A 24,309-nucleotide genomic window follows, 5' to 3' on the forward strand; every position below is an offset into this window, starting at 1 on the left:
GGTGCGGCCGCCCGAGCGGGCGGCCGCACCGGGAACACGCGGTGCCGGGCCTCGGGGCCGCCGCCCTAGGGGACCGGGACCGCTGCGGGCAGGGTGAGGGCCAGGGGGTCGGGGGCCAGCGCCGACAGGAAGTCCGCGGCGTCGAACACCTCGCCCGGGGCCAGGGCCCCGACGGCGCGGACGCGCCCGTCCAGCAGGCGCACCACCGCCTCGGCCAGCAGCGGCGCGGTCACCGCGTAGATGTCCTGCCCCGAGGCGGTGGCCCGCCGCTCGGTCCCCTCCACCCGCACCCGCACGTCGACGGCGAACCGCTGGGCCGACCTGCCGGTGGCGTCGGCGGCCTCGGGGCCGGGCGTGGCCGGGTCGCGCAGCTCGGCCAGGGGCCCCTCGTTGAGGTAGGAGGTGATCCGGTCCGCGCCCAGGTGGCGGTGGAGCAGCACGATCTCGGAGAAGGGCAGGGGGACCGTCGCCTGGCGCCCCAGCGGCCCGGGGAAGTCCCAGTCGCGGCCGGCGGGCGCGACCTCCTCCAGCCGCACGAGCCGGCCCCCCTCGACGAGCAGGCGCGGGGCCGTGTTGCGCTCGCCGGTGACGCGCGTGCCCTCGGTGGGCCGCCACCCGTCCAGGCCCACGGCCACGGTGACCTCCTGCACCGGGTCGCCGCCGGCCGCGGCGGTGGCCAGCAGGTCGGCCAGCCCACCGTAGAACGCCATCGCGGGCAGCACCGCCACCCCCGCCGCCGCGGCGGACGCGGCGTGCTCGCGCAGGGTCGCCGCGGCGGCGGGCTGCTCGGCGGTCACGTCCAGGTAGTGGGCCCCGGCCGCGACGGCGGCCGCCGCCACCGGCCCGGCGGTGTCCAGGAAGGGGCCGGCGGCGTTGACCACCGCCGCGGCGCCCGCCACCGCCCGGCCCAGCGCCCGCGCGTCCGGGGCCGGGCGCACCTCCAGGCCGGGGTGGGCCGGGGCCAGGTCCGCGAGGCGGTCCGCGTTGCGCCCGGAGAGCACCGGCTCCAGCCCGCGCCGCAGCAGTTCGGCCACCACGAACCTGCCGGTGTGCCCGTAGGCCCCGTACACCACTACCCTGCCGCGCGCGGACCGATGAGTCGTCGAGGAGTTCATGACCCCTATCCTCGGGCCCGGCAGGCCCCACCGACCAGCGTCCGATCCGACGCCCTGCGTACACTTTCGGACATGCACACGGTCGGGATCGCCCTGCACGAGCACACCATGCCCTACGAGACGGCGATCGCCGCCGAGGTCTTCGGGGTGGACCGCTCCGACCTGTCCGCCGACGGCGACTGGTACCGGCTGAGCGCGCACACCGCCGACGGCGCCCCCGCCCCCCTGCTGCCGGGGGTGCCCGCCCGCCGCTGGGAGGACCTGGCCGCGGTGGACACCGTGGTCGTGCCCGCCTCCCACCGGCCGCTGGAGGAGCCCGACCCGGTGTTCCTGGCGGCGCTGCGCGCCGCCCACGCCGCCGGGCGGCGGGTGGTCTCGCTGTGCACGGGGGCGTTCGTACTGGCCGCCGCGGGGCTGCTGGACGGCCTTGCGGCCACCACGCACTGGATGCACGCCGGTGAGCTGGCCCGCCGCCACCCGCGCGTGGACGTGCGCGCCGACGTCCTGTACACCGACGGCGGGCGGGTGCTGACCGCCGCGGGCAAGACGGCGGCGCTGGACCTGTGCCTGCACGTGGTGCGCACCGACCACGGGGCCGCCGCGGCCAACGGGCTGGCCCGGCGCCTGGTCGCACCGGCCCACCGGCCGGGCGGGCAGGCCCAGTTCATCGCCCCGCCCGCCGTGCCGCGCACCCGCGACGGGCTGGGCGAGGCCCTGGAGTGGGCCCGCGCCCGGCTGGACCGGCCGCTGACCGTGGCCGACCTGGCCCGCCGGGCGGGGCTGAGCCCGCGGCAGCTGGCCCGGCGCATGCACGCCGAGGCCGGGGCGTCCCCGCTGGAGTGGCTGCACCGCCAGCGCGTGGGCCTGGCCCGGGAGCTGCTGGAGGGCACCGACGCGAGCGTGGAGCAGATCGCCGCCCGCTGCGGCATGGGCACGGCCGCCACGCTGCGCCGCCACTTCCACCGCGCCGTCGGGGTGAGCCCCCTGGCCTACCGCTCGGCCTTCCGCTCCCTGCACCCCTCCCGCTGACCCGCCCGCCGCGGGGAGCGCGGCGGGCGGGCCGGCGGCACCGCCGCCCGCCGGGTCAGCGGCCCAGGTAGGTGCGCAGGTGGCGGGCGGTCAGGGTGTCGCCCTTCTCGACCAGCTCGGCCGGGGAGCCCTCGAACACCACCCGGCCGCCCTCGTGCCCGGCGCCCGGGCCCAGGTCGATGATGTGGTCGGCGTGCGCCATCACCGCCTGGTGGTGCTCGATCACGATCACCGTGTTGCCGTCGTCCACCAGCCGGTCCAGCAGCGCCAGCAGCCGGTCCACGTCGGCCAGGTGCAGGCCGGTGGTGGGCTCGTCCATCACGTACACCGCGCCCTGGCGGGCCATGGAGATCGCCAGCTTCAGCCGCTGGCGCTCGCCGCCCGACAGGGTGGTCAGCGGCTGGCCCAGGCCCAGGTAGCCCAGGCCCACGTCGTGCAGCCGGTCCAGGATGACCCGGGCGTTGCCGGAGGCGAAGAAGTCCCGGGCCTCCACCACCGACATGGCCAGCACCTGGCTGATGTCCTTGCCGCGCAGGGTGTGGGCCAGCACCTCGGGGCGGAACCGCTTGCCCTCGCACTGCTCGCAGGTGGTGGCCACCCCGGCCATCATCGCCAGGTCGGTGTAGATGACCCCGGCGCCCTTGCACTCGGGGCAGGCGCCCTCGGAGTTGGCGCTGAACAGCGCCGCCTTGACCCCGTTGGCGCGGGCGAAGGCGGTGCGGATCGGGTCCAGCAGCCCGGTGTAGGTGGCGGGGTTGGAGCGCCGCGACCCCTTGATCGGCGACTGGTCGACCACCACCACGCCCTCGCGGCCCGGCAGCGCCCCGTGGATCAGCGAGCTCTTGCCCGACCCGGCGACCCCGGTGACCACGGTGAGCACCCCCAGGGGGATGTCCACGCTGACGTCCTTGAGGTTGTGGGAGGTGGCGCCGGTGATGGACAGCACTCCGCGGCCGGTGCGCACGTCCTCGCGCAGCCGCGCCCGGTGGTCCAGGTGGTCGCCGGTGAGGGTGCCCGAGGCGCGCAGGCCCGCCACGTCGCCGGTGTAGGTGATGCGCCCGCCCGCGGGGCCGGCGCCCGGTCCCAGGTCCACCACGTGGTCGGCCAGGGAGATGGTCTCGGGCTTGTGCTCGACCACCAGGACGGTGTTGCCCTTGTCGCGCAGGCTCAGCAGGAGGTTGTTCATCCGCTCGATGTCGTGCGGGTGCAGGCCGATGGTGGGCTCGTCGAACACGTAGGTGACGTCGCTGAGGCTGGAGCCCAGGTGGCGGACCATCTTCACCCGCTGGGACTCCCCTCCCGACAGGGTGCCCGACTCCCGGTCCAGGCTCAGGTAGCCCAGGCCGACCTCCACCAGGGAGTCCAGGGTGTGGCCCAGCCCGTCCAGCAGCGGCTTGACCGAGGGCTCGTCCAGGGCGCGCACGAACGCGGCCAGGTCGTCGATCTGCATCGCCGAGCACTCGGTGATGCTGCGCCCGGCGACCTTCACCGACCGGGCGGCGGCGTTGAGGCGGGTGCCCTCGCACTCGGGGCAGGTGGAGAAGGTGACGGCGCGGTCGACGAACGCGCGCAGCCCCGCCTGCATCTTCTCGCGGTCCTTGGACAGGTAGGTGCGCTTGATCTTGGGGACCAGGCCCTCATAGCTGATGTTGTTGGTGCCGACCTTGACCTTGGTGACCGGGTGGTACAGGAAGGTCTCGCGCTCCTGCTCGGTGTAGTCGCGCACCTTCTTGTCCGGGTCCAGCAGGCCGGAGCCCGCGAAGACCTGCCAGTACCAGGTGCCCACCCCGTAGCCGGGGGCGGTGATGGCCCCCTCGTTCAGGGACAGGTCGGCGTCGACCAGTTCGCCGATGTCGATGGCGTTGACCCGGCCCAGGCCCTCGCACTCGGGGCACATGCCCTCGGCGTTGTTGAAGCTGAACGCGCTGGAGGGCTCCAGGCGGGGGGTGCCCACGCGGCTGAAGACCACGCGCAGCATGGCGGCCGCGTCGGTGGCGGTGCCCACGGTGGACCGGGAGTTGGCGCCCATGCGCTCCTGGTCGACGATGATCGCGGCGCTGAGGTTGCGCAGCGCGTCCACCTCGGGGCGGCCGACGTTGGGCATGAACGACTGGATGAAGGTCGTGTAGGTCTCGTTGATGAGCCGCTGGGACTCCGCGGCGATGGTCCCGAAGACCAGGGAGGACTTGCCGGAGCCGGACAGGCCGGTGAAGACGGTCAGGCGGCGCTTGGGGATGTCGACGTCGACCCCCGCCAGGTTGTTCTCCCTGGCACCGCGGACCTGGATGGTGTCGTGGCCGTCGGCCGGATGCTCGGTTCGCACGCTGTTCTCCAGGTTTCCTTATGCGATAAACTCTCAGACCGATCGAGTTTATGCCATAAGGAGGACATTCGTGGTCGTGTACCCCGGGCGCGGAGACGCACGCCGCACGATGTCCCTGCTGTGGCGCTCCCCGGCCGGGGCGGCCCCCGCCCCGGCCGCGGGCCGCCGGCCCGAGCTCACCGTGGACCTGGTGGTGGCCACCGCCGTGGAGGTGGCCGACGCCGAGGGCATGGAGGCGCTGTCCATGCGGGCGGTCGGGGAGCGCCTGGGCCGCACCGCCATGTCCCTGTACACCTACGTGGCCAGCAAGAACGAACTCGTCGAGCTGATGTACGACCACGTCTTCGGCGAGCCCGCCGACGCCGCGGAGGCCGACCGCTCCCCCGGCTGGCGCGCCGCGACCGAGGCCTGGGCCGTGCGGCTGTGGGACTTCTACCTGCGCCACCCCTGGACCCTGGAGGTCTCCACCGCCCGCCCGGTGCTGGGCCCCAACGAGTACCGGCTCTTCGAGTCGCTGGCGGCGGTGCTGCACCGGGCGGGCCTGCCCCCGGCGCGCATCCGCACCGCCTACGGGACCCTGTTCAACCTGGTGCGCGGCCAGGTGCAGGTCGCCGCCGAGGCCCGCCGGGCGGGTGCGGTCACCGGGATCCCCGAGGACGTGTGGTGGCACGAGCGGTCGGGCCTGCTGGACGAGGTCGCCCCGGACTTCGGCGCGCGCTTCCCCACCCTGACCGCGATGGCGCAGGCGGGGGCGTTCGCCAACGGGGACGAGTCCGAGCCCTACCTGGAGCAGGAGGCCCGCGAGACGTTCCGGGCGGGGCTGGCCTCCGTCCTGGACTCCCTGGAGTCGCAGCTGGAGGTCCCGGAGCGCTCAGGCGCGTAGGAAGTCCAGCACCGCGGGGCCCTGCCCGATGACGGCGTGCCCGACGCCGGGTAGCACGGTGACCTCGGCGTGCGGGACGTGGGCGCGCAGCCGCCGCGCGGTGTCCGCCGAGTCGAGCATCAGGTCCCTGTCACCCACGACCGCCATCACCGGCATGTCCAGGGAGCACAGGTCGGCGTCGGAGAACACGGGCAGGGTCTCGGTGCGCGGCCGGAACTCCCCGAAGGCGGCGGCGACCTCCTCCACCAGCGGCGCGTACCGGGGGTCGTGCAGCCCCAGGACGGCGCGCACCGAGCGGAGCCTGCCCCACCGGCCGAAGGGGGTCCAGGCCAGGGCCGGGGCCAGCCGCAGCGGGGTCTGGCGGCCGATGCCGCCGGGGCACACCAGCGCCAGCCGCTCGACCCGGCCGGGGCGGCGGACGGCGTGGTCCAGGGCGGCCCACCCGCCCAGGGACATCCCGACGAAGGCCGCCCGGGACAGGCCGAGCCCGTCCATGACGTCGTCCAGCCACAGGGCGACGGCGTCGGAGCCCAGGGCGGGGCGCGCGGGGGCGCTCAGCCCGGGCTCGCCGACCAGGTCCACGGCGTACATCCGCAGGTGCCGCGACCAGGTGGGGGCGTCGCCCGCCCACACCGCGGAGTTGGCCCCCGAGCCGTGCAGCAGCACCACGGGCGGCGCGTCGCGCGGGCCGCAGACCAGGACGAACGTCTCGCCCTCCCGGGTGGGCAGGCGCACCCGCTCGGCGGGTACCGGCCAGGCGTCCAGCGCCTCCAGGTACCGCCGCCGGACCTCCCGCTCCCCGGCCTCGGACCGGTAGATGGCGTTCATCGGAACTCCCTTTCCTTCCCTACCACTCCCCACTGGAGTGCTTTTTTGTACTCTAAACCTCCCTTTCGGGGGGAGTCAAAGGGAATGTTGGGGAGTAGTGGCCACGGCTGTCGCACCCCTGGCCGATACTCACCCCATGACGACCAAGGCATGGAACGAGAGCGGGCGGACGGTCCACGCCCCCACCCCCCGGGACGTGGACACGATGGTGGCGGGCCTGGAGGCGGGCAACGAGTTCCTCATCGTCGAACGCGCCGACGACCACTACGTGCAGGTGCTGTGGAGGCATCGGGAGGGCAGGTACCAGCTCGAGTACCGCGACGGCGGCCCGACCGAGCACCACCGCACGTACACCGAGTCCCCCGAGGAGGTCGTCACCGCGATGTCGGGCTGGCTCACCGGCGCCCCCGCCTGGCGCGAGCCCTTCACGTGGGAGGACATCTCCCACTACTTCACCGGCGACGGCTCCTGAGCCCGGACCGCGGCCAGGGGCGGCGCGGACCCGCCCGCGGTGCCGGCCTGCGAAAACCGGGTGCGCGGCCCGGGCGGCGGGACTATCGTCGACCGGGCCCGCACCGAGGAGGGACCCCATGAGCGCCGACCGGCCCCGCACCTTCGAGATCCTCGTCCCCGGCTTCGCCACCGGCGAGGAGGCCCTGGCACAGGGCGAGGCCGTCGCCCGCCTGCTGTGCCCCGAACCCGAGCACGACGGCCCCTGCCCGATCCCCTGGAGCACGGGCGCGCGCCTGGAAGAGGAGGAGCCCGACCCCGTGGGCACCGGCCACACCGTCGTCGCCGGGGTGTACGCCACCGCCGGCGCGGCCCGCGCGGCGGCCGAGCGGATCGGGGAGACCCTGGGCCGGCCGGCCCACCTGGTGGAGGTGCCCGCGCGGGAGTACCCCGACCTCGCCGAGCAGTACCGCATCGAACGCGGCCTGGAGCCCTAGGGCACCTCGGCCGCCACGAACAGGAAGTTCGGCATCCGGACGTACGCTCCGACGCCCGGATCCGCCGCCACCGCCCCGCGCGCCGCGTCCGGGTCCAGCCCCGGCTCGGCGACCTCGCGCAGCCGCAGCCCCAGGGCGGCGACCTCGTTCAGGTACGCCGACAGCGGCCGGTGGAAGTCCGGCGCGGCGGGGCCGTGCACCACGTACTCCTCCAGGTAGCGGTCCTGCCGGTACTCGCCGTGCCGGCGCCAGCTCCCGGCCAGCCCCTCGAAGGCCGGGTGCACGATCCCGAAGACGAACAGCCCGCCCGGCCGCAGCGCCCGCGCGCAGGCCGCCATCGCGGGCCGCCAGTCGGGGACGGCCATCAGCACCATGCTGCACACCACTGCGTCGAACGGCCCGCCCGGGACGGGCGTCCGGGCCAGGTCCCCCTGGACGTACTCCACCCCCAGGGGGTCGCTCTCCTCCCGCTCCCGGGCGAAGGCGACCATCGCCCCGGCGGGCTCCAGGCCCACCACCCGCGCCCCGCGCGCGGCCAGCATCCGGCTCAGGTAGCCGTCGCCGCTGCCCGCGTCCAGGACCCGCAGCCCCGACACCGGCCCGAGCATCCGCAGCAGGGCCGGATTGGCCAGGTGCCGTTTGGCGAAGTCGCCGTCCCGGCCGTGCGCCTCCATGGCCTCCCGGGTGGCGGAGGCGTCCCACCGCGCGATCGCGGCCTCGTCGGTCCATTTCCGAGGGTCCATTCGCCGAACCTATGCTCCGGCCCGGCCCGTGGGAAGGGCCCCGCGCGGCCGCGCGGGCGGACGGCGTGAGCGGGATCGCATTCCTTACAGGAATCCAGCGATTTCCTAAACCCTTTAGGCATATGTAGGGTCGCTGTAGCCGAAAAGGGAGGTCACGATGGCACGCGCCGGGCTCAGCACCGGACTCCTCGTCCGGGCGGGGGCCGACCTCGCCGACGAGGCCGGGTTCGAGCACGTCACCCTCTCCGAGGTCGCCCGCCGGTTCGACGTCAAGGTCGCGAGCCTGTACTCGCACCTGAAGAACTCCCACGACCTCAAGACCCGGATCGCCCTGCTGGCCCTGGAGGAGCTCGCGGACCGGGCCGCCGACGCCCTGGCCGGGCGCTCGGGCAGGGACGCCCTGGCCGCCCTGGCGGACGTCTACCGCGACTACGCCCGCGAGCACCCCGGCCGCTACGACGCCACCCGGTTCCGGCTAGACGCCGCCACCGCGGCCGCCGGCGCCGGCCCCCGGCACGCCAGGATGACCCGGGCCGTCCTGCGCGGCTACGACCTGCCCGGCGCCGAGGAGACCCACGCCGTCCGGCTGCTGGGCGCCACCCTGCACGGCTACGTGAGCCTGGAGATGGGCGGGGGCTTCGACCACAGCGCCCCCGACACCGAGGCGACCTGGTCGCGCACCATCGACGCCCTCGACTCCCTGCTGCGGAACTGGCCCGCACCCGACCACCACTAGGAACCCGCCATGGACCCCGTCACCACCCCGGTCACCGCCGACCTGCTGCGCGGAGCCGTCGAGATCCGGCCCACCGACCACGGCCCCCGCCCCATGCGCCTGCCCCGGCGGGCCCTGGCCCAGGCGCCCGACCCGATGATGGACCACATCGCCGCCCAGACCTCCGGCGTCCGCCTGGCCCTGCGCACCCGCGCCACCGTCGTCGAACTCGACGCCCTGCCCACCAAGCGCACCTTCACCGGCGCCCCGCCGCGCCCCGCCGGGGTCTACGACCTGCTCGTGGACGGGCGCCTCACCGCCCAGGGGCACGTCGACGGCGGGGACACCCTGGTCATCGACATGGCCACCGGTGCCGTCGAGCACCGCCGCGGCCCGGTCGGGACCGTCCGCTTCACCGGCCTGCCCGACCGGGACAAGGACGTGGAGATCTGGCTGCCGCACAACGAGGCCACCATCCCCGTCGCCCTGCGCACCGACGCCCCCGTGGCCCCCGCGCCCGCCGGCGGGCGGCGCGTCTGGCTGCACCACGGCAGCTCCATCAGCCACGGCTCGGACGCCGCGGGCCCCACCGCCACCTGGCCCGCCGTCGCCGCGCTGCGCGCCGGGGTCGACCTGGTCAACCTGGGCCTGAGCGGCAACGCCATGGTGGACCCCTTCACCGCCCGCACCCTGCGCGAGGTCCCCGCGGACGCGATCAGCGTCAAGCTCGGCATCAACGTCGTCAACCAGGACGCCCTGCACCGGCGCGCCTTCGGCCCGGCCGTGCACGGGTTCCTGGACACCGTCCGCGAGGGCCACCCGGACACGCCGCTGCTGGTGGTCTCCCCGATCCACTGCGCCATCCACGAGGAGGTCCCCGGGCCCACGCAGATGGACATGTCCGCCCTCGCCGAGGGCCGACTGTCCTACCGGGCCGGGGGCGACGCGGCCGCGCGCGCGGCCGGGCGGCTCGCGCTCGCCGACATCCGCGGCGAGCTGGCCCGCATCGTCGCCGACCGGGCGGCCGACGACCCGCACCTGCACTACCTGGACGGCCTGGAGCTGTACGGGGAGGCGGACGCGGCCGAGCTGCCCCTGCCCGACTCCCTGCACCCGGACACCGCGGCGCACCGCCGCATCGGCGAGCGGTTCGCCGACCTGGCCCTGGGCGCCGGCGGCCCCCTGGCCTAGACCCCCTCGGGGCCGGCCGCTCCCCCGTAGGTCGCGATCTTGTAGTCGATCGCGGCCAGGGACAGGGCCAGTCCACGCATCCGGCGGCGGGTGGCCTCGCGGTGCTCGAGCAGCATGGACAGCCGCTCGGGCACCGTGTGCTCCCCGGCGTCGACCAGCTCCACGTAGCGGCGCAGGTCGCGCACCGCCATCCCGGACAGCCGCATCCGGGTCAGGAACACCAGGCGCCGCACCGCCCCGGCGTCGTACACCCGGTGCCCGCCGGCGTCGCGGGCCACCCGGACCAGCCCCACGCGCTCGTAGTAGCGCAGCGTGTGCGGGGACAGCTCCAGCCGGTCCGCGACCTCGGCGATCGTCATCGGCCCGGCGGCGACGGCCGGGTCGGTGAGCCGGTGGATCGCCTCGACCGACGGCGGGGCGCCGTCCTCCAGGGCGGCCAGGGCCCGGTTCATCAGCTCATCGGTGGCCATGGCGCCAGACTAGACCGGCCGGACCGAGGCCGGCACCCCGGCGAAGTCGGCGTCGCGGGCGGTCCCGGCCCACCGCTCCAGCTCGGCCAGGCCGCGCCGGTGGGCCGCGCCCAGGCGTTCGACGGCCTCGCGGCCCAGCGGCAGCCGCAGCGGCACCTCCCCGCCGCGCACCAGGGACACGATGATCCCGGCCGCGCGCCCGGGGTCGCCCTCCTGACGGCCGTCCGCCCCCGCCATGTCGGCGCGCACCGCCGCGAGCACGTCGCGGTAGACCGCCGAGTCGGCGGCGAACTCCAGCACGTCGGCGCCGTTGAACCCGGTCCGGAACCGGCTGGGCTCCACCAGCATCACCCGCACCCCGAACGGCGCGACCTCCCCGGCCAGGGACTCCGACCAGCCCTCCAGGGCGAACTTGGACGCGGAGTAGGCCGACACCCCGGGGAAGGAGATCCGCCCGCCCTGGCTGCTCATCTGCACGATCGTCCCCGCGCCGCGGGCGCGCATGGCGGGCAGCACGGCGCGGACCAGGGCGGCGGGGCCGAACAGGTGCAGGTCCATCAGCTCGCGCAGCGGGCCGTCGCCGACCTCCTCGGCCGCTCCGACCACGGCCCGCCCCGCGTTGTTGACCAGCACGTCGATGCTCCCGAACCGGTCCAGGACCGCCCGGGCCAGGGACGGGGCGGCAGCGGTGTCGCGGACGTCGTGGGCCAGGGCCAGGAAGCGGTCGGGGTGCCCGGCGGCCAGGTCGGCGACGCCGCCGGGGTCGCGCACGGCGGCCGCCACGCGCTCGCCCGCGGCCAGGGCCGCCTCCGCCAGGGCGCGCCCCAGGCCGCGGGAGGCGCCGGTGATGATCCAAGTGTTCGGTGTCGTCGTCATGCGCGGGACGCTAGGCCTTCGAGCGCGCTCGAACGCAAACCCGCGCGGCGGACCTCACCGGGCGGCGGCCCGCTCCGCCCGGTCCGCGGCCACGACCGACTCCAGCAGGCCGGGGAAGGCGGCGTCGATCTCCCGGCGGCGCAGCGTGTTCATCCGCGAGGTGCCCTCGTAGTACTGGCGGATGAGCCCGGCCTCGCGCAGCACCCGGAAGTGGTGGGTGGCGGTGGACTTGCCGACGGGCAGGTCGAAGCCGCCGCAGGCGACCTCGGCCGGGGCGTCGTAGAGCTGCTCGACGATGCTGCGCCGCACCGGGTCCACCAGCGCCTCCAGGAGCCGCTGCAGGGTGAGGGCCGCGACGTCGGGGTGCGGGGGGATCCGCTCGGTGTGCATGCGGCCATTGTACGAGCGGGATCGAAGTTCGGCGCCGTACGGGCCGGCCGCCACGCCTGCGGGCCGTCCGCCACGGCCTCACCGGGGGCCGGTGTCCCCCTCGACCCGTGCGAGCCTGGTCCAGCCGGACCAGCCCCGGCCGCGCAGCAGCTCGATCAGCCGGCGGGCCTGCGGCACGGTGTCGAAGGCCAGCGCGTCCATCAGGCCGGCCATCGTCGGCTCCACGTCGACGTCGTCCACATAGGCGTCCCCCATCTCCTCGGCCAGCCCGGTGATGTAGGACGCCAGCCCGTCGGCGAGCTCCTCCAGCCGCGGGTCGTCGTCGCGGTCCAGGACCGAGCCCAGGGTCCGGTAGAAGCCGGCGAACCGCGGGTCGCGGATCTGGTCCGTCTTGCGCGCGATCCACTCCGGGATCCGCTCGGGCGCGTGCGCGGCCAGCGGGATCCAGCCGTCGCGCTCGGCCCGGACGATCCGCTCGTCGACCCCGAGCTCCCGGAGCCGCTCCAGGTACCCGACCACCTCCGGCGGCAGCACCAGGCCGTCCCCGGCGGCCAGGCGGGCGATCTGCTCCCGGTGGTGCTGCAACCGCAGGATCTCGGCCCGCAGCCGCGCGTCGATGTCGTCCACGGCCGCGGCGAACCCCTCCCGGTCGGCGCGCAGCAGCTCCCGCACCCGCGACAGCGGGACCCCGGCCCGGGCGAGCGTGCGGATCCGGATCAGCTCGATCACGGCGTCGGCGCCGTACCGGCGGTAGCCGGAGCGGTCCCGCTCCGGCTCCGCCAGCAGCCCCTCGGCGTGGTAGTGCCGCACGGCACGCACCGTCACCCCGGCGTAGGACGCCAGTTCCCCGATGGTCAGCATCGGACCAGTCTCCTACGCGGTCGTCGCCGGGCCGCCGTGCGCCCCGCGGATGATCCGGGCGATCTCCGCGGCGTGGGTGAACGGCATCCGGTGGTCGGCGTCGAGCCGCGTGACCGCGACGCGGGGCAGCTCGCGCACCAGCCGGTCGATGCCGGCGCGCCAGTTCCGGTCCAGGCGCTCCCCGTGCGCTCCCGCGCCGCCCCCGGACAGGGAGGCCGAGGCGATCACGGTGACGGGCGGGACGATCCTCCGGTAGCGGTCGAGGATCCGCGCCCGGACCGCGTCGACCTCGATGTTGAGGTCCAGGATCTCGCGGCCGGTGAGGAGCACCTGCCGGTCGGTGCCCAGGTCCGCCGCGCGCCGGGCCGCCGCGTCCTCCCACATCGCACGGAACAGCGGCAGGAGGTCCTCGGTGACGAACGGCTCGGGGACCGGGTTCGCCCCGTCGATGAGGACCAGTCCGGCGACGCCGTCCGGGTGCTCCGAGGCGTAGTGCACGGCCAGGTCCGCGCCCAGGGAGTAGCCCACCAGCAGGGGCGCCGTTCCCGGGCGCCGCGTGCGCGCCATCACGGCGGACAGGTCGCCGAGGAACGCCTCGAAGGTGTAGCGGCCGGCGGCCGGGGAGAGGCCGTGGCCCCGCAGGTCGAAGGCCACGACGTCGTGGTCGCGCCGCAGCAGCCCGACCAGTTCGCCCAGCTCGGCCCGGGTCGTGTCGAGGCCGGGGCACAGGACCAGCGGGCGGCCCCGGCCGCCGCGGGAGACCGCGATGGCGACTCCGTCGTGGTGGATCGTGAAGTGGCGCATGGGCTCGCAGCCTTTCTCGGTACGGGTGGTGCGGCCCATGCTGGGGGGTTGACCCTGCGGCAGGGTCAAGCCCCGCGGCGCCGCGTCCCCGTCACGGAACCCGGCCACGGCGCGCGCGGCGATCGACGTCGCGCCGCTCTCCCCCCGGACTCACCGGAACCGGCTCCGCCTCCACGCCCAGGCCATCGCCCAGGCCGCCGCCTCATAGCCCCGGTCAGGCCGGGTCCAGGACGACCACCGGGATGGTGCGGCGGGTGCGGGGCTCGTAGTAGGTGCGGTAGACCGGGGCGCGCTCGGCCATCATGGCCCACAGGCGTTCGCGTTCGGCGCCTCGGGCGGTGCGGGCGCGCATGCGCAGGCGCCGGTCGCGCACCTGGACCTCCACCTCCGGGTGGGCGGTCACGTTGAGGTACCACTGCGGGTGGGTGTGGGTGATCGCCGCCCCCGAGGCGACCAGCACCAGCGAGTCCCCGTCGGTGCCGAAGAACAGGCCGGTGCGGTAGAGCCGCCCCGAGGTGCGGCCGCGGTGGGTGAGGACGAGGTTGGTCGTCCCGCCCTCCAGGTAGCCGCTGGCGCCGCCGGTGGCGATGTACCGGCGCACGTGCTCGGCGACCGAGGGGTCGGGGCTGTCGATGGGGCCGCTGTCGGCGGGTGTGCTCATACCCGTGAGAGTGCCCGCCCCGGGTCCGGACAGGCTCACGGCCGCCTCAGGAACACCTCAGGGTCCGCCCCGGCGGGCGCGCTCAAGGCCCCAGGACGGGGTGGCCGTTCTCCAGGTACACGGTCTCCCCCGCCGCGGCGGCGGCCAGGCCCGCCGCGACCCGGCGGGCCGTGTTCGGGGCCAGCAGGCCGCCGACGCGGCCGGGGTCCGCCCACATCCACCCGGACAGCTCCTCCGGGGGAAGCCGGAGCCGGGCGCCCCCGGGCAGCTCGGCGGTGAACAGCCAGTGCAGGGCGGTGGTGCGCACCCCCTCGGCCGCCACCCAGTCCACGGCGACCAGCCGCCGGACGGCGGCCGCCACCCCCAGCTCCTCGGCCAGCTCCCGGCGGCAGGCGGCCAGCGGGGACTCGTCGCGCTCGACGACGCCGCCCGGCAGGCCCCAGGGCGAATCGGGCCGGTAGGTGCGCTCCACCAGCAGGACCTCCCCCGCCGGGGACAGGATCAGCGCCCCGGCCGCCCCCCGTGTCGCGGGCAGGCCCGCGAAGAACCGCCGCTCCGCCGCCTCGTCGGCCGCACTGTCGTCTCCCACCGCGCTGGGTCCCTCCGGTCTCGGCTCGAAGGCCCCCCGCGGGGGCCGCCGGGATCCCTACCCGGGAAAGCGCCGCCGGCCCCCGCGGCCGCGGGCGGGTCACGCCGTGTGCAGCCCCCCGTCCACCGGCAGGACCACCCCGGTCACGTAGGAGGCCCGCTCGCTGAGCAGCCAGGCGGCCGCCTGGGCGATCTCCCCGGGCGCGGCCGCCCGGCGCAGCGGGGTCCGGGCGTTGAGGGCGTCGACGATGCCCGGGGACACTTCCTCCCAGGCGCTCACCATGTCGGTCAGCGTGGTGCCGGGCGCGACGGCGTTGACGCGGATGCCCTCGGGCCCGTAGGTGATCGCGGCCGACTCGGTGAGGCTGTTGAGCGCCCGCTTCATCGCCCCGTAGGCGGGCAGGAGGGCGTTGCCCCGCCAGCCGCCGACGGAGGAGCAGTTGACGATGGCGCCCGTGCCCGCGGTGGCGCGGATGGCGGCGACCTGGGCTGCCAGGGCCGCCCAGGTGCCCTTGAAGTTCACGGTGTAGATCAGGTCCAGGTCGGCCTCGGGGGCCTGGTCGAGCGGGCCGGGTGGCAGGGCGACCGCCCCGTTGTTGAAGGCGGCGTCGAGCCGGCCGTACACCTCGACGGTGCGCTCGACCGCGGCGCGGACGGCGTCCGTGTCGCCCAGGTCGCAAACCGTGTACTCGGCGGTGCCGCCGGCGGCCCGGATCTCCTCGGTCACGGCCTCGAGTCGGTCCCCGGTCCGGGCGGTGAGCATGACCCGGGCCCCCTCGGCGGCGAACAGGCGCGCCGCGGCGGCGCCGATGCCCCGGCTCGCGCCGGTCACCAGGACGGTCCGGTCCGCCAGCAGGCCGGGGGTGCGGGTGTGGTGTTCGTTCACAGTGTCCATGGCCATGAGCGTGGGCCCGGCGGCGGAACGGATCCAGGTACCGGCGGTACCTGGATCGGCCCCGCCGCCCGGGCACACTGGGAGGGTGGACAGACGAGAGCTGGCCGGCTTCCTGCGCGGCAGACGCGAGCGCATCACCCCCGCCGACATGGGCCTGTCCGCCGGTCCGCGGCGCCGCACCCCGGGGCTGCGCCGCGAGGAGGTGGCGCAGCTGGCGTTCATCTCCACCGAGTACTACACGCGGCTGGAGCAGGCGCGCGGCCCGCACCCCTCCCGCGAGGTGCTCGCCGGGCTGGCCCGGGCGCTGCGCCTGTCGGACGCCGAACGCGACCACCTCCACTACCTCGCCGGCTCCCCGCCCGGACCGCCGGCCGGCCCCTCCCGCGAGGTGCGCCCGAGCATCCTGCGTCTGCTGGGCAAACTGCCGGGCGCCGCGGCGGTCGTGCTGTCGGCGACCTACGAGGTCATCGCCTGGAACGACCTGGCGGCCGCCCTGATGGGGGACTTCTCCGCCCTGTCCCGCCAGGAGCGCAACCTCGTGCGGCAGGTCTTCCTCGCCCCGCCGGGGTCGGACCGGCGACGGTACCGGCTGTCGGACCTGGCGGCGTTCTCCCGGATCGCGGCCCGGGACCTGCGCGTCACCGCCGCACGCTACCCCGACGACCCCGAGGTGGCGGCCCTGGTGGGCGACCTCCTCGCGGGCAGCGCGGAGTTCGCCCGGCTGTGGGCCGCCCACGACGTGGGCCCGGCCCCCGCCCTGCGCAAGACCATCGAGCACCCGCTGGTCGGGCCGGTCACCCTGGACTGCGACGTCCTGGACGTCGCCGACCGGGACCAGCGGGTCGTCATCTACACGGCCGAGCCCGGCTCCCCGTCGGAGGGCGCCCTGCGCCTGCTCTCGGTGGTCGGCACCCAGCGTCTGGACACCCCCGGCTGAACCGGGCCCGGGCCGCCCCTCAGAACCGGGCGACGAGCTGCGCCACCAGGCCGTGCACCAGGGAGCGCGGCTCCATCTGGTTGACGGTGGCCGCCACGTACAGGTCCCGTCCGGGCAGGTGGTAGAGGGCGTTGCCGAAGGCGCCGGAGTGGCCGACCATCGTCGGGACCGGCGCGAACGGCGACAGCACGCGGGGCACCCGGAACCGCATGATCCCGGTCCCGTAGTCGATGGGGGTCAGGCGCGAGAAGACCGGGTTCCAGCGCGCGGTCATCTCGGCCAGGTAGTGCTCCGGGAACAGCCGGCCGCCGGTGAACGCCCGTAGGAACCGCAGCTGGTCGGAGACGGTGGAGACCACCGCGCCGTCGGGCGGGAACGAGGCGATCGCCCGGGGGATGTGCAGGGCCCGGCGGCGGTGCAGGAGCGGGGCGACCTCGCCGTAGCGATCCAGGGTGTCCGGGGTGAGCATCCAGGTGTCGCGCAGGCCCAGCGGGCCGGTGATCCGGGTGCGCAGGGCCTCCTCCTGGCTCTCGGAGGTCACGGTCTCGATGATGCGCCCGACCAGCTGGTAGTTGGTGTCGCTGTAGTACGCCCGGCCCGGGGTCGAGGGGGCGAACGGGCTGGGCAGGCGGCGGGCCATGTCGATGAGCTCGTCGGTGGTCCAGGCGGCGTCGGCGCGCAGGACGTCGTCCAGGAAGGTGGTGCCGTCGGGGCGCTTCTGCTCGAAGTAGTCGGGGATGCCGGAGGTCTGCGACAGCAGCTCGCGCACCGTGATGCGCGGTCCGTGGTCGCGTCCGCCGTGGGTGTTGAGGCCGCGCATCGTGTCCGCGCCGATCAGGTCGGCGGCGGGGGTGTCCAGGGTCAGCGCGCCCTCGTCGCGCAGCTGCATGACGACCGCGACGGTGTACAGCTTGGTGATGCTGGCGATGAAGTAGGGGCGCTCGGTGTCGCCGTGGCTCCAGGAGAACCCGGTGGAGGGCTGCTCGATCGCGGCGGCGAAGGCCGACACGGTGGGCCTGGCGGCGTAGCGGGCGGCGATCCGGTGCAGCCGGGCGGCGGGGGGCGGGCTCATGGGGTGATCCGTTCGAGTCGTTGTTCGGTGGCGTCGAGCCAGGCGAGCTCGGCCCGGGCGTGGGCGATGCCGTTGTCGAGGGCGGCCAGGCGCAGCTGGTAGCCCAGCGCGGAGACGCCCTCGGGCAGGTCGGCGGGGTCGGGGGTCTCCACGGCCTCCAGTTCGGCCAGTTCCGCGGCGATCTCCCGGCGGCGGGCGTCCAGGAGCGCGCGGACGTCCTCGGGCGGCAGGCGGTCGGCGAAGAACACCCGGGCCAGGAAGGCGTCGCGGGTGGGCGGGGTCTTGAGGGGCGAGGCGAGCCAGCGGTCGAGCTCGGCCAGTCCGGCCTCGGTGACGGTGTGGGGGTGCAGGGTGGGGCGGCCCTCCTGGACGACGGTGCCGCGGGACGCCAGCCCCTCCTCCACCAGGGCGGAGAGGGTCCGGTAGATCTGCGACTGGTCGGCGGTCCAGAAGTGGCCGACGCTGCCGTCGACGGCCTTCTTGAGGTCGTAGCCGCTCATGGGTCGGATGGACAGGATGCCGAGGATGGCGTGCCGCAATGACATGGATAGAGGATAGCGCACATATATGCATGGTCTGATAAGTGCGCGGTCCTCTAGCGTCTCCGCCGACCACCGGCCGTCGGGACCGGCAGGGCCGGCAGGGCCGGGACCGCCCTGCCGGGCCGAGGACGTGCGGCCCGCGGCCCGGTGCGGCGCCGCCGGACCCTGCGGGACCACCGGGACCGCGATCCGTGGTGGTCTCCGTGGCCACCACGGAGGCGCCCCTGACCCGCGCCGGGGCAGGATGGTGGTCACAGGGGGCCGGGACGACCCGGCCGGGCACCATCCACGACGACGGGGAGCGACCATGGCCGACAAGGGAACGTACGAGGGGTTCACCGCCGAGGAGCGGGCGGCGATGAAGGAGCACGCTCAGGAGCAGAAGAAGGCGTCGCGGCGGGCCTCGCGCGAGGAGAAGGCCGCCGAGGCGGTGCGGGACGTGCTCGCCAAGATCGCCGAGATGCCCGACGAGGACCGGGTCCTGGCCGAGCGCGTGCACGCCATCGTCACCCGCGAGGCGCCCTCGCTGGCGCCCAAGACGTGGTACGGGATGCCCGCCTACGCGCTGGACGGCAAGGTCGTCTGCTTCTTCCAGAGCGCGGCCAAGTTCAAGGCGCGCTACGCCACGCTGGGGTTCAACGACCCGGCCCTGCTGGACGAGGGGCCGATGTGGGCGACCGCGTTCGCCCTGGTGGAGGTCACCGACGAGGTCGAGAAGCGGATCGCCGACCTGGTGCGGCGGGCGGCGGGCTGAGCCCCTCCCCCGGCGGGGCCGCCTCCGCGCGGACCCGCTGCGGCCCCCGCGGAGGCGGCCCCGGACGGGCCGCTCAGGTCCCCGGGACCAGGCCCAGGGCGGTGAGCGCGGCCTCGCCCGCCGCCCGGTGCCCGCCCCCGGCGAGCACCAGGGTGCGGGCCGCCTGGTAGCGGCAGCCCGCCGCCTCGAACGCCGCCGCGATGGCCGGCAGCCCCGGCGCGTCGCCGTCCAGGAGCGCCCGCGCCCGCTCCACCTGGGCGGTGGCCACCGGGTTCCCGGCCACCACCGCCCGGGCCGCGTCGACCAGCTCCCGGGCGTCGGCGCGCCCGGCGAGCACCGCCGCCTCCGCCCGCAGCGCCGTGTACCAGTGCAGCCACACCCAGCACACCCACTTCCACACCCGCCCCGGTTCAGGGGCGACGCGCTCCAGGGCGCTGTCGGCGTCCCCGTGGTGGAGCAGGAGCAGGGCGTCGAAGACCGCCCCGTAGCCCAGGCGGTGGTCGTCCCCGGGCCCCGCCCGGTCGATGACCTCCAGCCACTCGGCCCGGGCGTCGGGGTCCCCGCGCAGGCCGTGGACCATCGCCACCGCCGCCGCGGCCGGGCCCAGGGAGCGCGTCCGCAGCCGGCCGCTGCGCTGCCAGGCCTCCTTGAACCTCTCGGCGCCCGCGAGCACCCCCTCGACCTCGCCCGCGAACGCGTCGGCGACCAGGAGCCAGGAGGCGGCGTGGTGCCCCGCCTCGGACAGCAGCGGGTGGTCGGCCATCCGCCGGCCCCACCGGCGGGCCCGGGGCAGGTCGCCGACGCCGATCGCGGTCGCCGCGGCCATGGCCAGGGCGTCCATCAGCTCGTGCGTGGCGGCGGGCGAGGGCGGGACGCGGTCCAGGATCTCGATCCGGCGCCGGGACGCCTCCGCGGAGGCGAAGGAGTCCCCGGTCCAGCACTGGGCGCCGGAGAGCGCGTCCAGGGCGGCGGACTCGGCCACCGGGTCCCCCGCCTCGCGGGCGAGGTCGACGGCGTGCCGGGCGCTGGCCACCGTCTCCGGGGCCGGGTTGTCCGGGTCCCCCTGGAGCGCCCCGAAGGCGTCCGCGACCACCGCGGCCTCGGCCAGGGCGAGCGCCGCCCGCGAGGCCGGGGAGTCGTCGGCCAGCTCGCGGGCGCGCGCGAGCGCCTCCTTGACCTCCTCGGCGGGGGGAAGCTGCGCGAAGGACGTGGAGAAGCGGTACGCGACCACGGCCGAGTCGGCCAGGTCCCGTGCCGCCGCCGGGCCGTCGCCGGCGCGCTCCGCGGCCACGGCGGCCCAGCGGTGCAGGCGGTAGGAGTCGCCGTCCAGCCCGCGGCACCCGGCCACCGCGGCGGCGCTGCGCAGCGCCGCGACCGCGGGGCCGCCCCGGTCGGCGAGCCCGGCCGCCTGCACGTACCGCTGCTGGGCCTCGCCGAGCAGGGTGCGGGTGAAGGCCAGGCCGCCCATGGACAGGGCGAGCCGGTGGACCCCGGCGCGGTGTTCGGGCCGTTCGGCGGTGGCGGTGAGGGCGGCGCGCAGGTCCTCGGCGACGGCGTCGAACCGGGTGCGCCAGCCGGCTCCCCCGCCGCCCTCCAGCTCGGCGGCGCGGGCCAGGCACCAGCGCAGGTGGCGGGCGCGCACCTCGTCCTGCTCGCCGGCCCCGGCCAGGTGCTCGGCCCCGTACTGGCGGATGGTCTCCAGGGCGTGGTAGCGGGTCCCGGTCGAGGAGGGGGCGACCGAGAGCAGGCTCTGCTCGGCGAGCCTGCCCAGCCCGTCGACCACCGCGGCCTTGTCCAGGGGCGCGAACCCGGCGATCTCGGCGGCCGCCTCGGGGGTGAACGGCGCCACGAACACCGAGACGCGGCGCAGCAGGGCCCGGTCCTCCGGCTCCAGCAGTCCGTGGCTCCAGTCCAGCACCGCGCGCACCGACCGGTGCCGGTCGTCGGCGCGGGGGCCGCCGGTGAGCACGCGCAGCTGGTCGGCGAGCCCGGCCATGAGGCCGTCCGGGCCCAGCGTGGACCACCGGGCCGCCGCCAGCTCGATGGCCAGCGCCATGCCCCCGAGCCGTTCGCAGACGGCCGCGACCTCCTCGCCCACCGACGTCCCCGGCGGCGGGCCGACCGCCGCGGCGCGCTCCAGGAACAGGGCCGCCGCCTCGGAGTCCTCGCCGCCCTCCAGCGACAGCGGCGGGAGCGGGAAGGTGCGCTCGAAGGGCACCAGCAGCCGGGCGCGGCTGGTGACCAGCACGTGCAGCAGCGGGCAGGCGGTGAGCAGCCGCTCCAGGAACGGGGCGACGCCCTCGCGCACGTGCTCGCAGTTGTCCAGGACCAGCAGGGCCCGGCGGTCGGCCAGGGCCTGCGACACCGCCTCGTCGAAGTCGCCGCCGGGGCGCTCGCCCACGCCGACCGCGGCGGCCACGGCCGCCCCCACCCGCCCGGGCTCGGTGAGCGGGACCAGGTCAGCGAACCACACCCCGTCGGGGAAGTCGTCGGCGGCCTGCGCGGCCACCGCCAGGGCCAGGCGGGTCTTGCCCACCCCGCCGGCGCCGGCCACGGTCACCAGGCGGTGCCCGCGGACCGCCTCGGCCAGGTCGCGGCGCTCCCCCACCCGGCCGACGAACGTCGTCAGCGGCGCGGGCAGGGCCGGAGCCGACCGGTCCCGCCCCCCGCCGCGGGAGCGCTCGGCAGCGGCACGGGCGAGCGCCCGGCGGTCGGGCATTCCGAGCTTGCGCAGCAGGGAGGAGACGTGCGACTCGACGGTGCGCACGGAGATGAACAGCCGTGCGGCGATCTCCGCGTTGCTGAGGTGCCCGCCGAGCAGGTCGAGCACTTCGGCCTCACGGGCCGAGATTTCCGGGGTGGTCACCGGGACATTATCGGGCCGGGTCGGGCGGGGTCCGGCACCCGAACCGGAGTATTCCTTGACAGGAATATTCCCTTTGGTGAATACTCGGGTCATGCACGAACGACTGGAGGCGCTGGGCGAGCCCGCCCGGCTGCGCATCGCCCGCATCCTGGCGGAGCGCCCGCTGTCGGTGGGCCTGGTCGCCGAACGCGCCGGACTGCGCCAACCGCAGGCGACCAAGCACCTGCAACGCCTGGAGCGGGCGGGCCTGGTGACCTCCCACCGCACCGGCAACCGGCGCATCTACGCGCTGGAGCCCGGACCGCTCCGCGAGCTGGCCGGCCTCCTGGAGGGGCTGGCCGGGCAGGCGCGGGAGCACCGCGGGTCCTTCGACGCCTACGCCGCGTCGCTGGCCGCCGAGACGCGCGCCGCCGACCGGGAGCGCTGGGCCGACGAGCGGAGCTTCGCCTTCACACGCGTACTGGACGCGCAACGGGAGACCGTGTGGCGCCACCTCACCGAGCCCGGCCTGCTCGCCCGCTGGTGGACTCCGGACGACCTGGCCGTCACCGAGGCCGTCCTGGAGGCGCGGCCCGGCGGCCGGGCGGTGCTGGCCTACCGCGACGCCGCCGACACCTCCGGCGCGGACGGTGTCGTGGGCCGCGCCGAGGGGGTGGTGGACGAGGCCGTCCCGGGCGAGCGGATCGCCTTCCGGCTCTCCCCGCTGCTGCCCGGGGGCGGCGTCGCGTTCACCGGCCACTACGGGTTCGCGCTCGAGGACGCCGGCGGCGGGACCCGGCTCCGCGTGCGGCTGCGGATCACCGACAGCACCGTCGCCTCCGCCGACTTCGTCGCCGGCATCGGCCTGGGCTGGGACCAGGCCCTGGACCGGCTCGCCGCCACCGTCGGCGGCACCCCTTCCGACACCCCGAGGAGCACGAAATGACCGGACACGCCGACCGCAGGGTCATCGCGAACATGAACCTCTCCCTCGACGGGAGGTACTGCGGGCCCGGCGGCCCGCAGGACCACGCCTGGGTGGTGCCGTACGCCGTCACCGACGTCGCCCGCGACCACCTCACGGACCTGTGGCGGACCGCCACCACTGCGCTGATGGGGCGGGTCAACGCCGAGGGGTTCCTGGGCTACTGGCCGCCGGTGGCCCACGACGAGGCGGCCGACCCCCGCGACCGGGGGTTCGCCGCCTGGCTGGCCGAGACCGAGAAGGTGGTCCTGTCCCGGACCCTGGCCGCCTCCCCGTGGGAGGGCACGCGGATCGAGAACGCCCCCGCCGCCGAGGTGGTCGACGGGCTCAAGACACAGGAGGGCGGGGACATCCTCGTGCCGTGCAGCGCCAGCCTGATCAGGCCGCTGCTCGCCGCCGACCGGGTCGACCGGCTGGCGCTGATGATCGTCCCCGAGTTCATCGGCGGCGGCCCGCGCCTGTTCGAGGACGGCCTGCCCGCCGAGAAGTGGGCCCTGGCCTCCCACGCCGCGGGCGAGCACGGGACGGTCACCCTGGTCTACGACCGCCTGCGCTGAGGGCCGCCCCGCACGGCCCGGGGCCCGCACCGTGCGGTGCGGGCCCCGGGCGCGACGGCCCCCGGCCTCAGATCCGGGTCATGGTGGAGTCGTAGCCGCCCCCGCCGGGGTAGACCCACGCTCCGGTGACGGTGGAGCCGTCCGCGGAGAACTCCCCCGTGAAGTAGGCGGGGCCGCCCCGGACGCCTCCCCAGATGGTCAGGGTGTCGCCGACCAGCTCGTAGACGTAGTCCAGGGTGTTGCCCCGGGAGTCGTAGAACCGGGACACCACGTCGGAGCCGACCGGCTCCCCGAACGGGTGCGGGTTGCCGATGACCTCCATGCCGGTGACCGGCTCGCCGAACTGGGTGAGCTCCACGTGCTGGAGCAGGAAGAACCCGCCCTCCATCCACTCGTACCGCACGGTGCCCTCGGCGCCGCCGGTCACCGCCCAGGTGCCCACGAGCCGGTCCAGGGCCGTGACCGCTTCGCTCGGCCGGGTGTTCTCGTTCATGCCGTCCTCCTCGATCGGGGTTGCACCGACACCTCGCGGCCGGGCCCCGGGCTTCGACACCCTCGAAGTGTGACTTGGATCACATCAAATGGGTGTCGAGATCCCCCGGGCGGCCCCGAGGTGACGGCGAGAACCCACCAAGGAGGACACACGCATGAGCACCGTCACCGCCCCCGCGCCCGGCACCTCGGCGACCGCCGCCACCCGGCGCCTGCTGGCCGCCGGAGCCCTGGCCGGGCCGGTCTTCTTCACGTCCGCTGTCGCCCAGATCCTCACCAGGGAGGGCTTCGACATCACCCGGCACCCCATCAGCCAGCTGGCCACCGGCGACCTGGGCTGGATACAGATCGCCACGTTCGCCACCGCCGGGCTCGGCGCGCTGGCCCTGGCGGCGGGCACCGCCCGCACCCTCACCGAGGGCCTCGGCCGGCGGGCGCTGCCGGTCCTGGTCGCCGTCTTCGGGGTCGGCCTCATCGCGGCCGGGGTGTTCACCATGGACCCCGAGTACGGGTTCCCGGTCGGCACCCCGGACGGGCCGGTAGAGGAGATGTCCTGGCACAGCATCGCCCACTCGGCCGCCGCCGCGGTCGCGTTCACCGCCCTGGCCGTCGCCGCCGCCGTGCTCGCCGTCCGCCACGCCCGGAGGCGGGCGGTCGCGCCCGCCGTGCTGAGCGGAGCGGCCGCGGCCGTACTCCTCCTCCCGATGTCGCCCGACCACATGAGCGTGCAGATCGCCGTCAACGGCCTGGTCGCGTTCACCTGGGCGACCGCCGTGGCACTGTGGCTGCGCCGCACCGCCTGACCG

The 24,309-nt window shown here is 75.7% G+C and carries 27 protein-coding genes; 11 read left to right on the plus strand and 16 right to left on the minus strand.

Features of this window, described 5'->3' with window-relative positions:
- Positions 1 to 65: 65 nt before the first annotated feature.
- A complete protein-coding gene (locus K1J57_RS25200; RefSeq protein WP_220561161.1) occupies positions 66 to 1,115 on the minus strand; it encodes a saccharopine dehydrogenase NADP-binding domain-containing protein in 1,050 nt (349 codons plus the stop codon).
- Positions 1,116 to 1,187: 72 nt separating this feature from the next.
- Between K1J57_RS25200 and K1J57_RS25205 the strand changes: the two genes are divergently transcribed.
- Complete coding sequence (locus tag K1J57_RS25205) at positions 1,188 to 2,144, plus strand: GlxA family transcriptional regulator (protein ID WP_220561163.1); 957 nt, start codon at positions 1,188 to 1,190, stop codon at positions 2,142 to 2,144.
- A 55-nt stretch (positions 2,145 to 2,199) separates the two neighbouring features.
- Here K1J57_RS25205 and K1J57_RS25210 read toward each other — a convergent pair whose 3' ends face one another.
- The gene (locus K1J57_RS25210) at positions 2,200 to 4,467 is read right to left on the minus strand and encodes an excinuclease ABC subunit UvrA (RefSeq protein WP_220561165.1); all 2,268 of its coding nucleotides are present in this window, start codon (positions 4,465 to 4,467) and stop codon (positions 2,200 to 2,202) included.
- Positions 4,468 to 4,537: 70 nt separating this feature from the next.
- On the opposite strand from K1J57_RS25210, the gene K1J57_RS25215 reads away from it, so the two are divergent.
- Entirely contained in the window at positions 4,538 to 5,350 is an 813-nt protein-coding gene (locus tag K1J57_RS25215; RefSeq protein ID WP_220561168.1) for a TetR/AcrR family transcriptional regulator, read from the plus strand.
- On the opposite strand, the gene K1J57_RS25220 is transcribed toward K1J57_RS25215, so the two are convergent.
- Complete coding sequence (locus K1J57_RS25220) at positions 5,339 to 6,178, minus strand: alpha/beta fold hydrolase (protein ID WP_220561170.1); 840 nt, start codon at positions 6,176 to 6,178, stop codon at positions 5,339 to 5,341. The two genes, K1J57_RS25215 and K1J57_RS25220, sit on opposite strands and share 12 nt — an antisense overlap.
- Before the next feature lie 136 nt (positions 6,179 to 6,314).
- On the opposite strand from K1J57_RS25220, the gene K1J57_RS25225 reads away from it, so the two are divergent.
- Both K1J57_RS25225 and K1J57_RS25230 read left to right on the plus strand, forming a co-directional pair.
- Entirely contained in the window at positions 6,315 to 6,650 is a 336-nt protein-coding gene (locus tag K1J57_RS25225) for a hypothetical protein (RefSeq protein WP_220561172.1), read from the plus strand.
- Positions 6,651 to 6,768: 118 nt separating this feature from the next.
- The gene (locus K1J57_RS25230) at positions 6,769 to 7,125 is read left to right on the plus strand and encodes a hypothetical protein (protein ID WP_220561174.1); all 357 of its coding nucleotides are present in this window, start codon (positions 6,769 to 6,771) and stop codon (positions 7,123 to 7,125) included.
- Here K1J57_RS25230 and K1J57_RS25235 read toward each other — a convergent pair.
- Entirely contained in the window at positions 7,122 to 7,868 is a 747-nt protein-coding gene (locus K1J57_RS25235) for a class I SAM-dependent methyltransferase (protein ID WP_220561176.1), read from the minus strand. The genes K1J57_RS25230 and K1J57_RS25235 overlap by 4 nt on opposite strands.
- A 157-nt stretch (positions 7,869 to 8,025) precedes the next feature.
- Between K1J57_RS25235 and K1J57_RS25240 the strand changes: the two genes are divergently transcribed.
- Both K1J57_RS25240 and K1J57_RS25245 read left to right on the plus strand, forming a co-directional pair.
- On the plus strand, positions 8,026 to 8,604 hold the full coding sequence (locus K1J57_RS25240; protein ID WP_220561179.1) for a TetR/AcrR family transcriptional regulator: 579 nt from the start codon (positions 8,026 to 8,028) through the stop codon (positions 8,602 to 8,604).
- A gap of 9 nt (positions 8,605 to 8,613) precedes the next feature.
- Positions 8,614 to 9,774 (plus strand): GDSL-type esterase/lipase family protein, encoded by a 1,161-nt coding sequence (locus K1J57_RS25245; protein WP_220561181.1) that lies wholly within the window; start codon positions 8,614 to 8,616, stop codon positions 9,772 to 9,774.
- On the opposite strand, the gene K1J57_RS25250 is transcribed toward K1J57_RS25245, so the two are convergent.
- From K1J57_RS25250 to K1J57_RS25285, 8 genes are all read right to left on the minus strand, one after another.
- Positions 9,771 to 10,244: a MerR family transcriptional regulator gene (locus K1J57_RS25250; RefSeq protein WP_220561184.1), complete on the minus strand. Its 474-nt coding sequence runs from the start codon at positions 10,242 to 10,244 to the stop codon at positions 9,771 to 9,773. The two genes, K1J57_RS25245 and K1J57_RS25250, sit on opposite strands and share 4 nt — an antisense overlap.
- A 9-nt stretch (positions 10,245 to 10,253) precedes the next feature.
- Complete coding sequence (locus K1J57_RS25255; RefSeq protein WP_220561186.1) at positions 10,254 to 11,120, minus strand: SDR family NAD(P)-dependent oxidoreductase; 867 nt, start codon at positions 11,118 to 11,120, stop codon at positions 10,254 to 10,256.
- A gap of 54 nt (positions 11,121 to 11,174) precedes the next feature.
- The gene (locus K1J57_RS25260) at positions 11,175 to 11,510 is read right to left on the minus strand and encodes a helix-turn-helix transcriptional regulator (RefSeq protein WP_220561188.1); all 336 of its coding nucleotides are present in this window, start codon (positions 11,508 to 11,510) and stop codon (positions 11,175 to 11,177) included.
- A 78-nt stretch (positions 11,511 to 11,588) separates the two neighbouring features.
- Positions 11,589 to 12,371, minus strand: a complete 783-nt coding sequence (locus tag K1J57_RS25265; protein ID WP_220561190.1) for a MerR family transcriptional regulator — start codon at positions 12,369 to 12,371, stop codon at positions 11,589 to 11,591.
- A gap of 12 nt (positions 12,372 to 12,383) precedes the next feature.
- Positions 12,384 to 13,214 (minus strand): alpha/beta fold hydrolase, encoded by an 831-nt coding sequence (locus K1J57_RS25270; protein ID WP_220561193.1) that lies wholly within the window; start codon positions 13,212 to 13,214, stop codon positions 12,384 to 12,386.
- Between the two features lie 175 nt (positions 13,215 to 13,389).
- Positions 13,390 to 13,836 (minus strand): nitroreductase/quinone reductase family protein, encoded by a 447-nt coding sequence (locus K1J57_RS25275; RefSeq protein ID WP_220561195.1) that lies wholly within the window; start codon positions 13,834 to 13,836, stop codon positions 13,390 to 13,392.
- An 82-nt stretch (positions 13,837 to 13,918) separates the two neighbouring features.
- Positions 13,919 to 14,425: an NUDIX hydrolase gene (locus tag K1J57_RS25280; protein WP_220561197.1), complete on the minus strand. Its 507-nt coding sequence runs from the start codon at positions 14,423 to 14,425 to the stop codon at positions 13,919 to 13,921.
- 99 nt (positions 14,426 to 14,524) lie between these two features.
- Positions 14,525 to 15,319 carry an SDR family NAD(P)-dependent oxidoreductase gene (locus K1J57_RS25285; protein WP_220561200.1) on the minus strand — a complete coding sequence of 265 codons (795 nt, stop codon included), beginning with the start codon at positions 15,317 to 15,319 and terminating at the stop codon, positions 14,525 to 14,527.
- An 85-nt stretch (positions 15,320 to 15,404) separates the two neighbouring features.
- On the opposite strand from K1J57_RS25285, the gene K1J57_RS25290 reads away from it, so the two are divergent.
- Positions 15,405 to 16,256, plus strand: a complete 852-nt coding sequence (locus tag K1J57_RS25290; RefSeq protein ID WP_220561202.1) for a helix-turn-helix transcriptional regulator — start codon at positions 15,405 to 15,407, stop codon at positions 16,254 to 16,256.
- 19 nt (positions 16,257 to 16,275) lie between these two features.
- On the opposite strand, the gene K1J57_RS25295 is transcribed toward K1J57_RS25290, so the two are convergent.
- Together K1J57_RS25295 and K1J57_RS25300 are read right to left on the minus strand one after the other, a co-directional pair.
- On the minus strand, positions 16,276 to 17,328 hold the full coding sequence (locus tag K1J57_RS25295; RefSeq protein WP_220561204.1) for a serine hydrolase: 1,053 nt from the start codon (positions 17,326 to 17,328) through the stop codon (positions 16,276 to 16,278).
- Complete coding sequence (locus tag K1J57_RS25300) at positions 17,325 to 17,873, minus strand: PadR family transcriptional regulator (protein WP_220561207.1); 549 nt, start codon at positions 17,871 to 17,873, stop codon at positions 17,325 to 17,327. Before K1J57_RS25300 ends, K1J57_RS25295 begins: the two co-directional genes overlap by 4 nt.
- A gap of 304 nt (positions 17,874 to 18,177) precedes the next feature.
- On the opposite strand from K1J57_RS25300, the gene K1J57_RS25305 reads away from it, so the two are divergent.
- On the plus strand, positions 18,178 to 18,624 hold the full coding sequence (locus tag K1J57_RS25305) for a hypothetical protein (RefSeq protein ID WP_220561209.1): 447 nt from the start codon (positions 18,178 to 18,180) through the stop codon (positions 18,622 to 18,624).
- Between the two features lie 73 nt (positions 18,625 to 18,697).
- On the opposite strand, the gene K1J57_RS25310 is transcribed toward K1J57_RS25305, so the two are convergent.
- Positions 18,698 to 21,490, minus strand: coding sequence for a LuxR C-terminal-related transcriptional regulator (locus K1J57_RS25310; protein WP_255646581.1), 2,793 nt, complete (start codon positions 21,488 to 21,490; stop codon positions 18,698 to 18,700).
- Positions 21,491 to 21,581: 91 nt separating this feature from the next.
- On the opposite strand from K1J57_RS25310, the gene K1J57_RS25315 reads away from it, so the two are divergent.
- Complete coding sequence (locus K1J57_RS25315; protein WP_220561213.1) at positions 21,582 to 22,415, plus strand: metalloregulator ArsR/SmtB family transcription factor; 834 nt, start codon at positions 21,582 to 21,584, stop codon at positions 22,413 to 22,415.
- Positions 22,412 to 23,011 (plus strand): dihydrofolate reductase family protein, encoded by a 600-nt coding sequence (locus K1J57_RS25320; RefSeq protein ID WP_220561215.1) that lies wholly within the window; start codon positions 22,412 to 22,414, stop codon positions 23,009 to 23,011. The genes K1J57_RS25315 and K1J57_RS25320 overlap by 4 nt, the downstream gene beginning before the upstream one ends.
- Positions 23,012 to 23,078: 67 nt before the next feature.
- Here the strand turns inward: K1J57_RS25320 and K1J57_RS25325 are convergent, their stop codons facing one another.
- Positions 23,079 to 23,504: a hypothetical protein gene (locus K1J57_RS25325; RefSeq protein WP_220561218.1), complete on the minus strand. Its 426-nt coding sequence runs from the start codon at positions 23,502 to 23,504 to the stop codon at positions 23,079 to 23,081.
- 154 nt (positions 23,505 to 23,658) lie between these two features.
- Here K1J57_RS25325 and K1J57_RS25330 point away from each other — a divergent pair, with 154 nt between their 5' ends.
- A complete protein-coding gene (locus tag K1J57_RS25330; RefSeq protein WP_220561220.1) occupies positions 23,659 to 24,306 on the plus strand; it encodes a DUF998 domain-containing protein in 648 nt (215 codons plus the stop codon).
- The last annotated feature ends 3 nt before the right edge of the window (positions 24,307 to 24,309 follow it).

Origin of the sequence: Nocardiopsis sp. MT53, from assembly GCF_019598965.1 — a bacterium.
Lineage (GTDB): Bacteria > Actinomycetota > Actinomycetes > Streptosporangiales > Streptosporangiaceae > Nocardiopsis > Nocardiopsis changdeensis.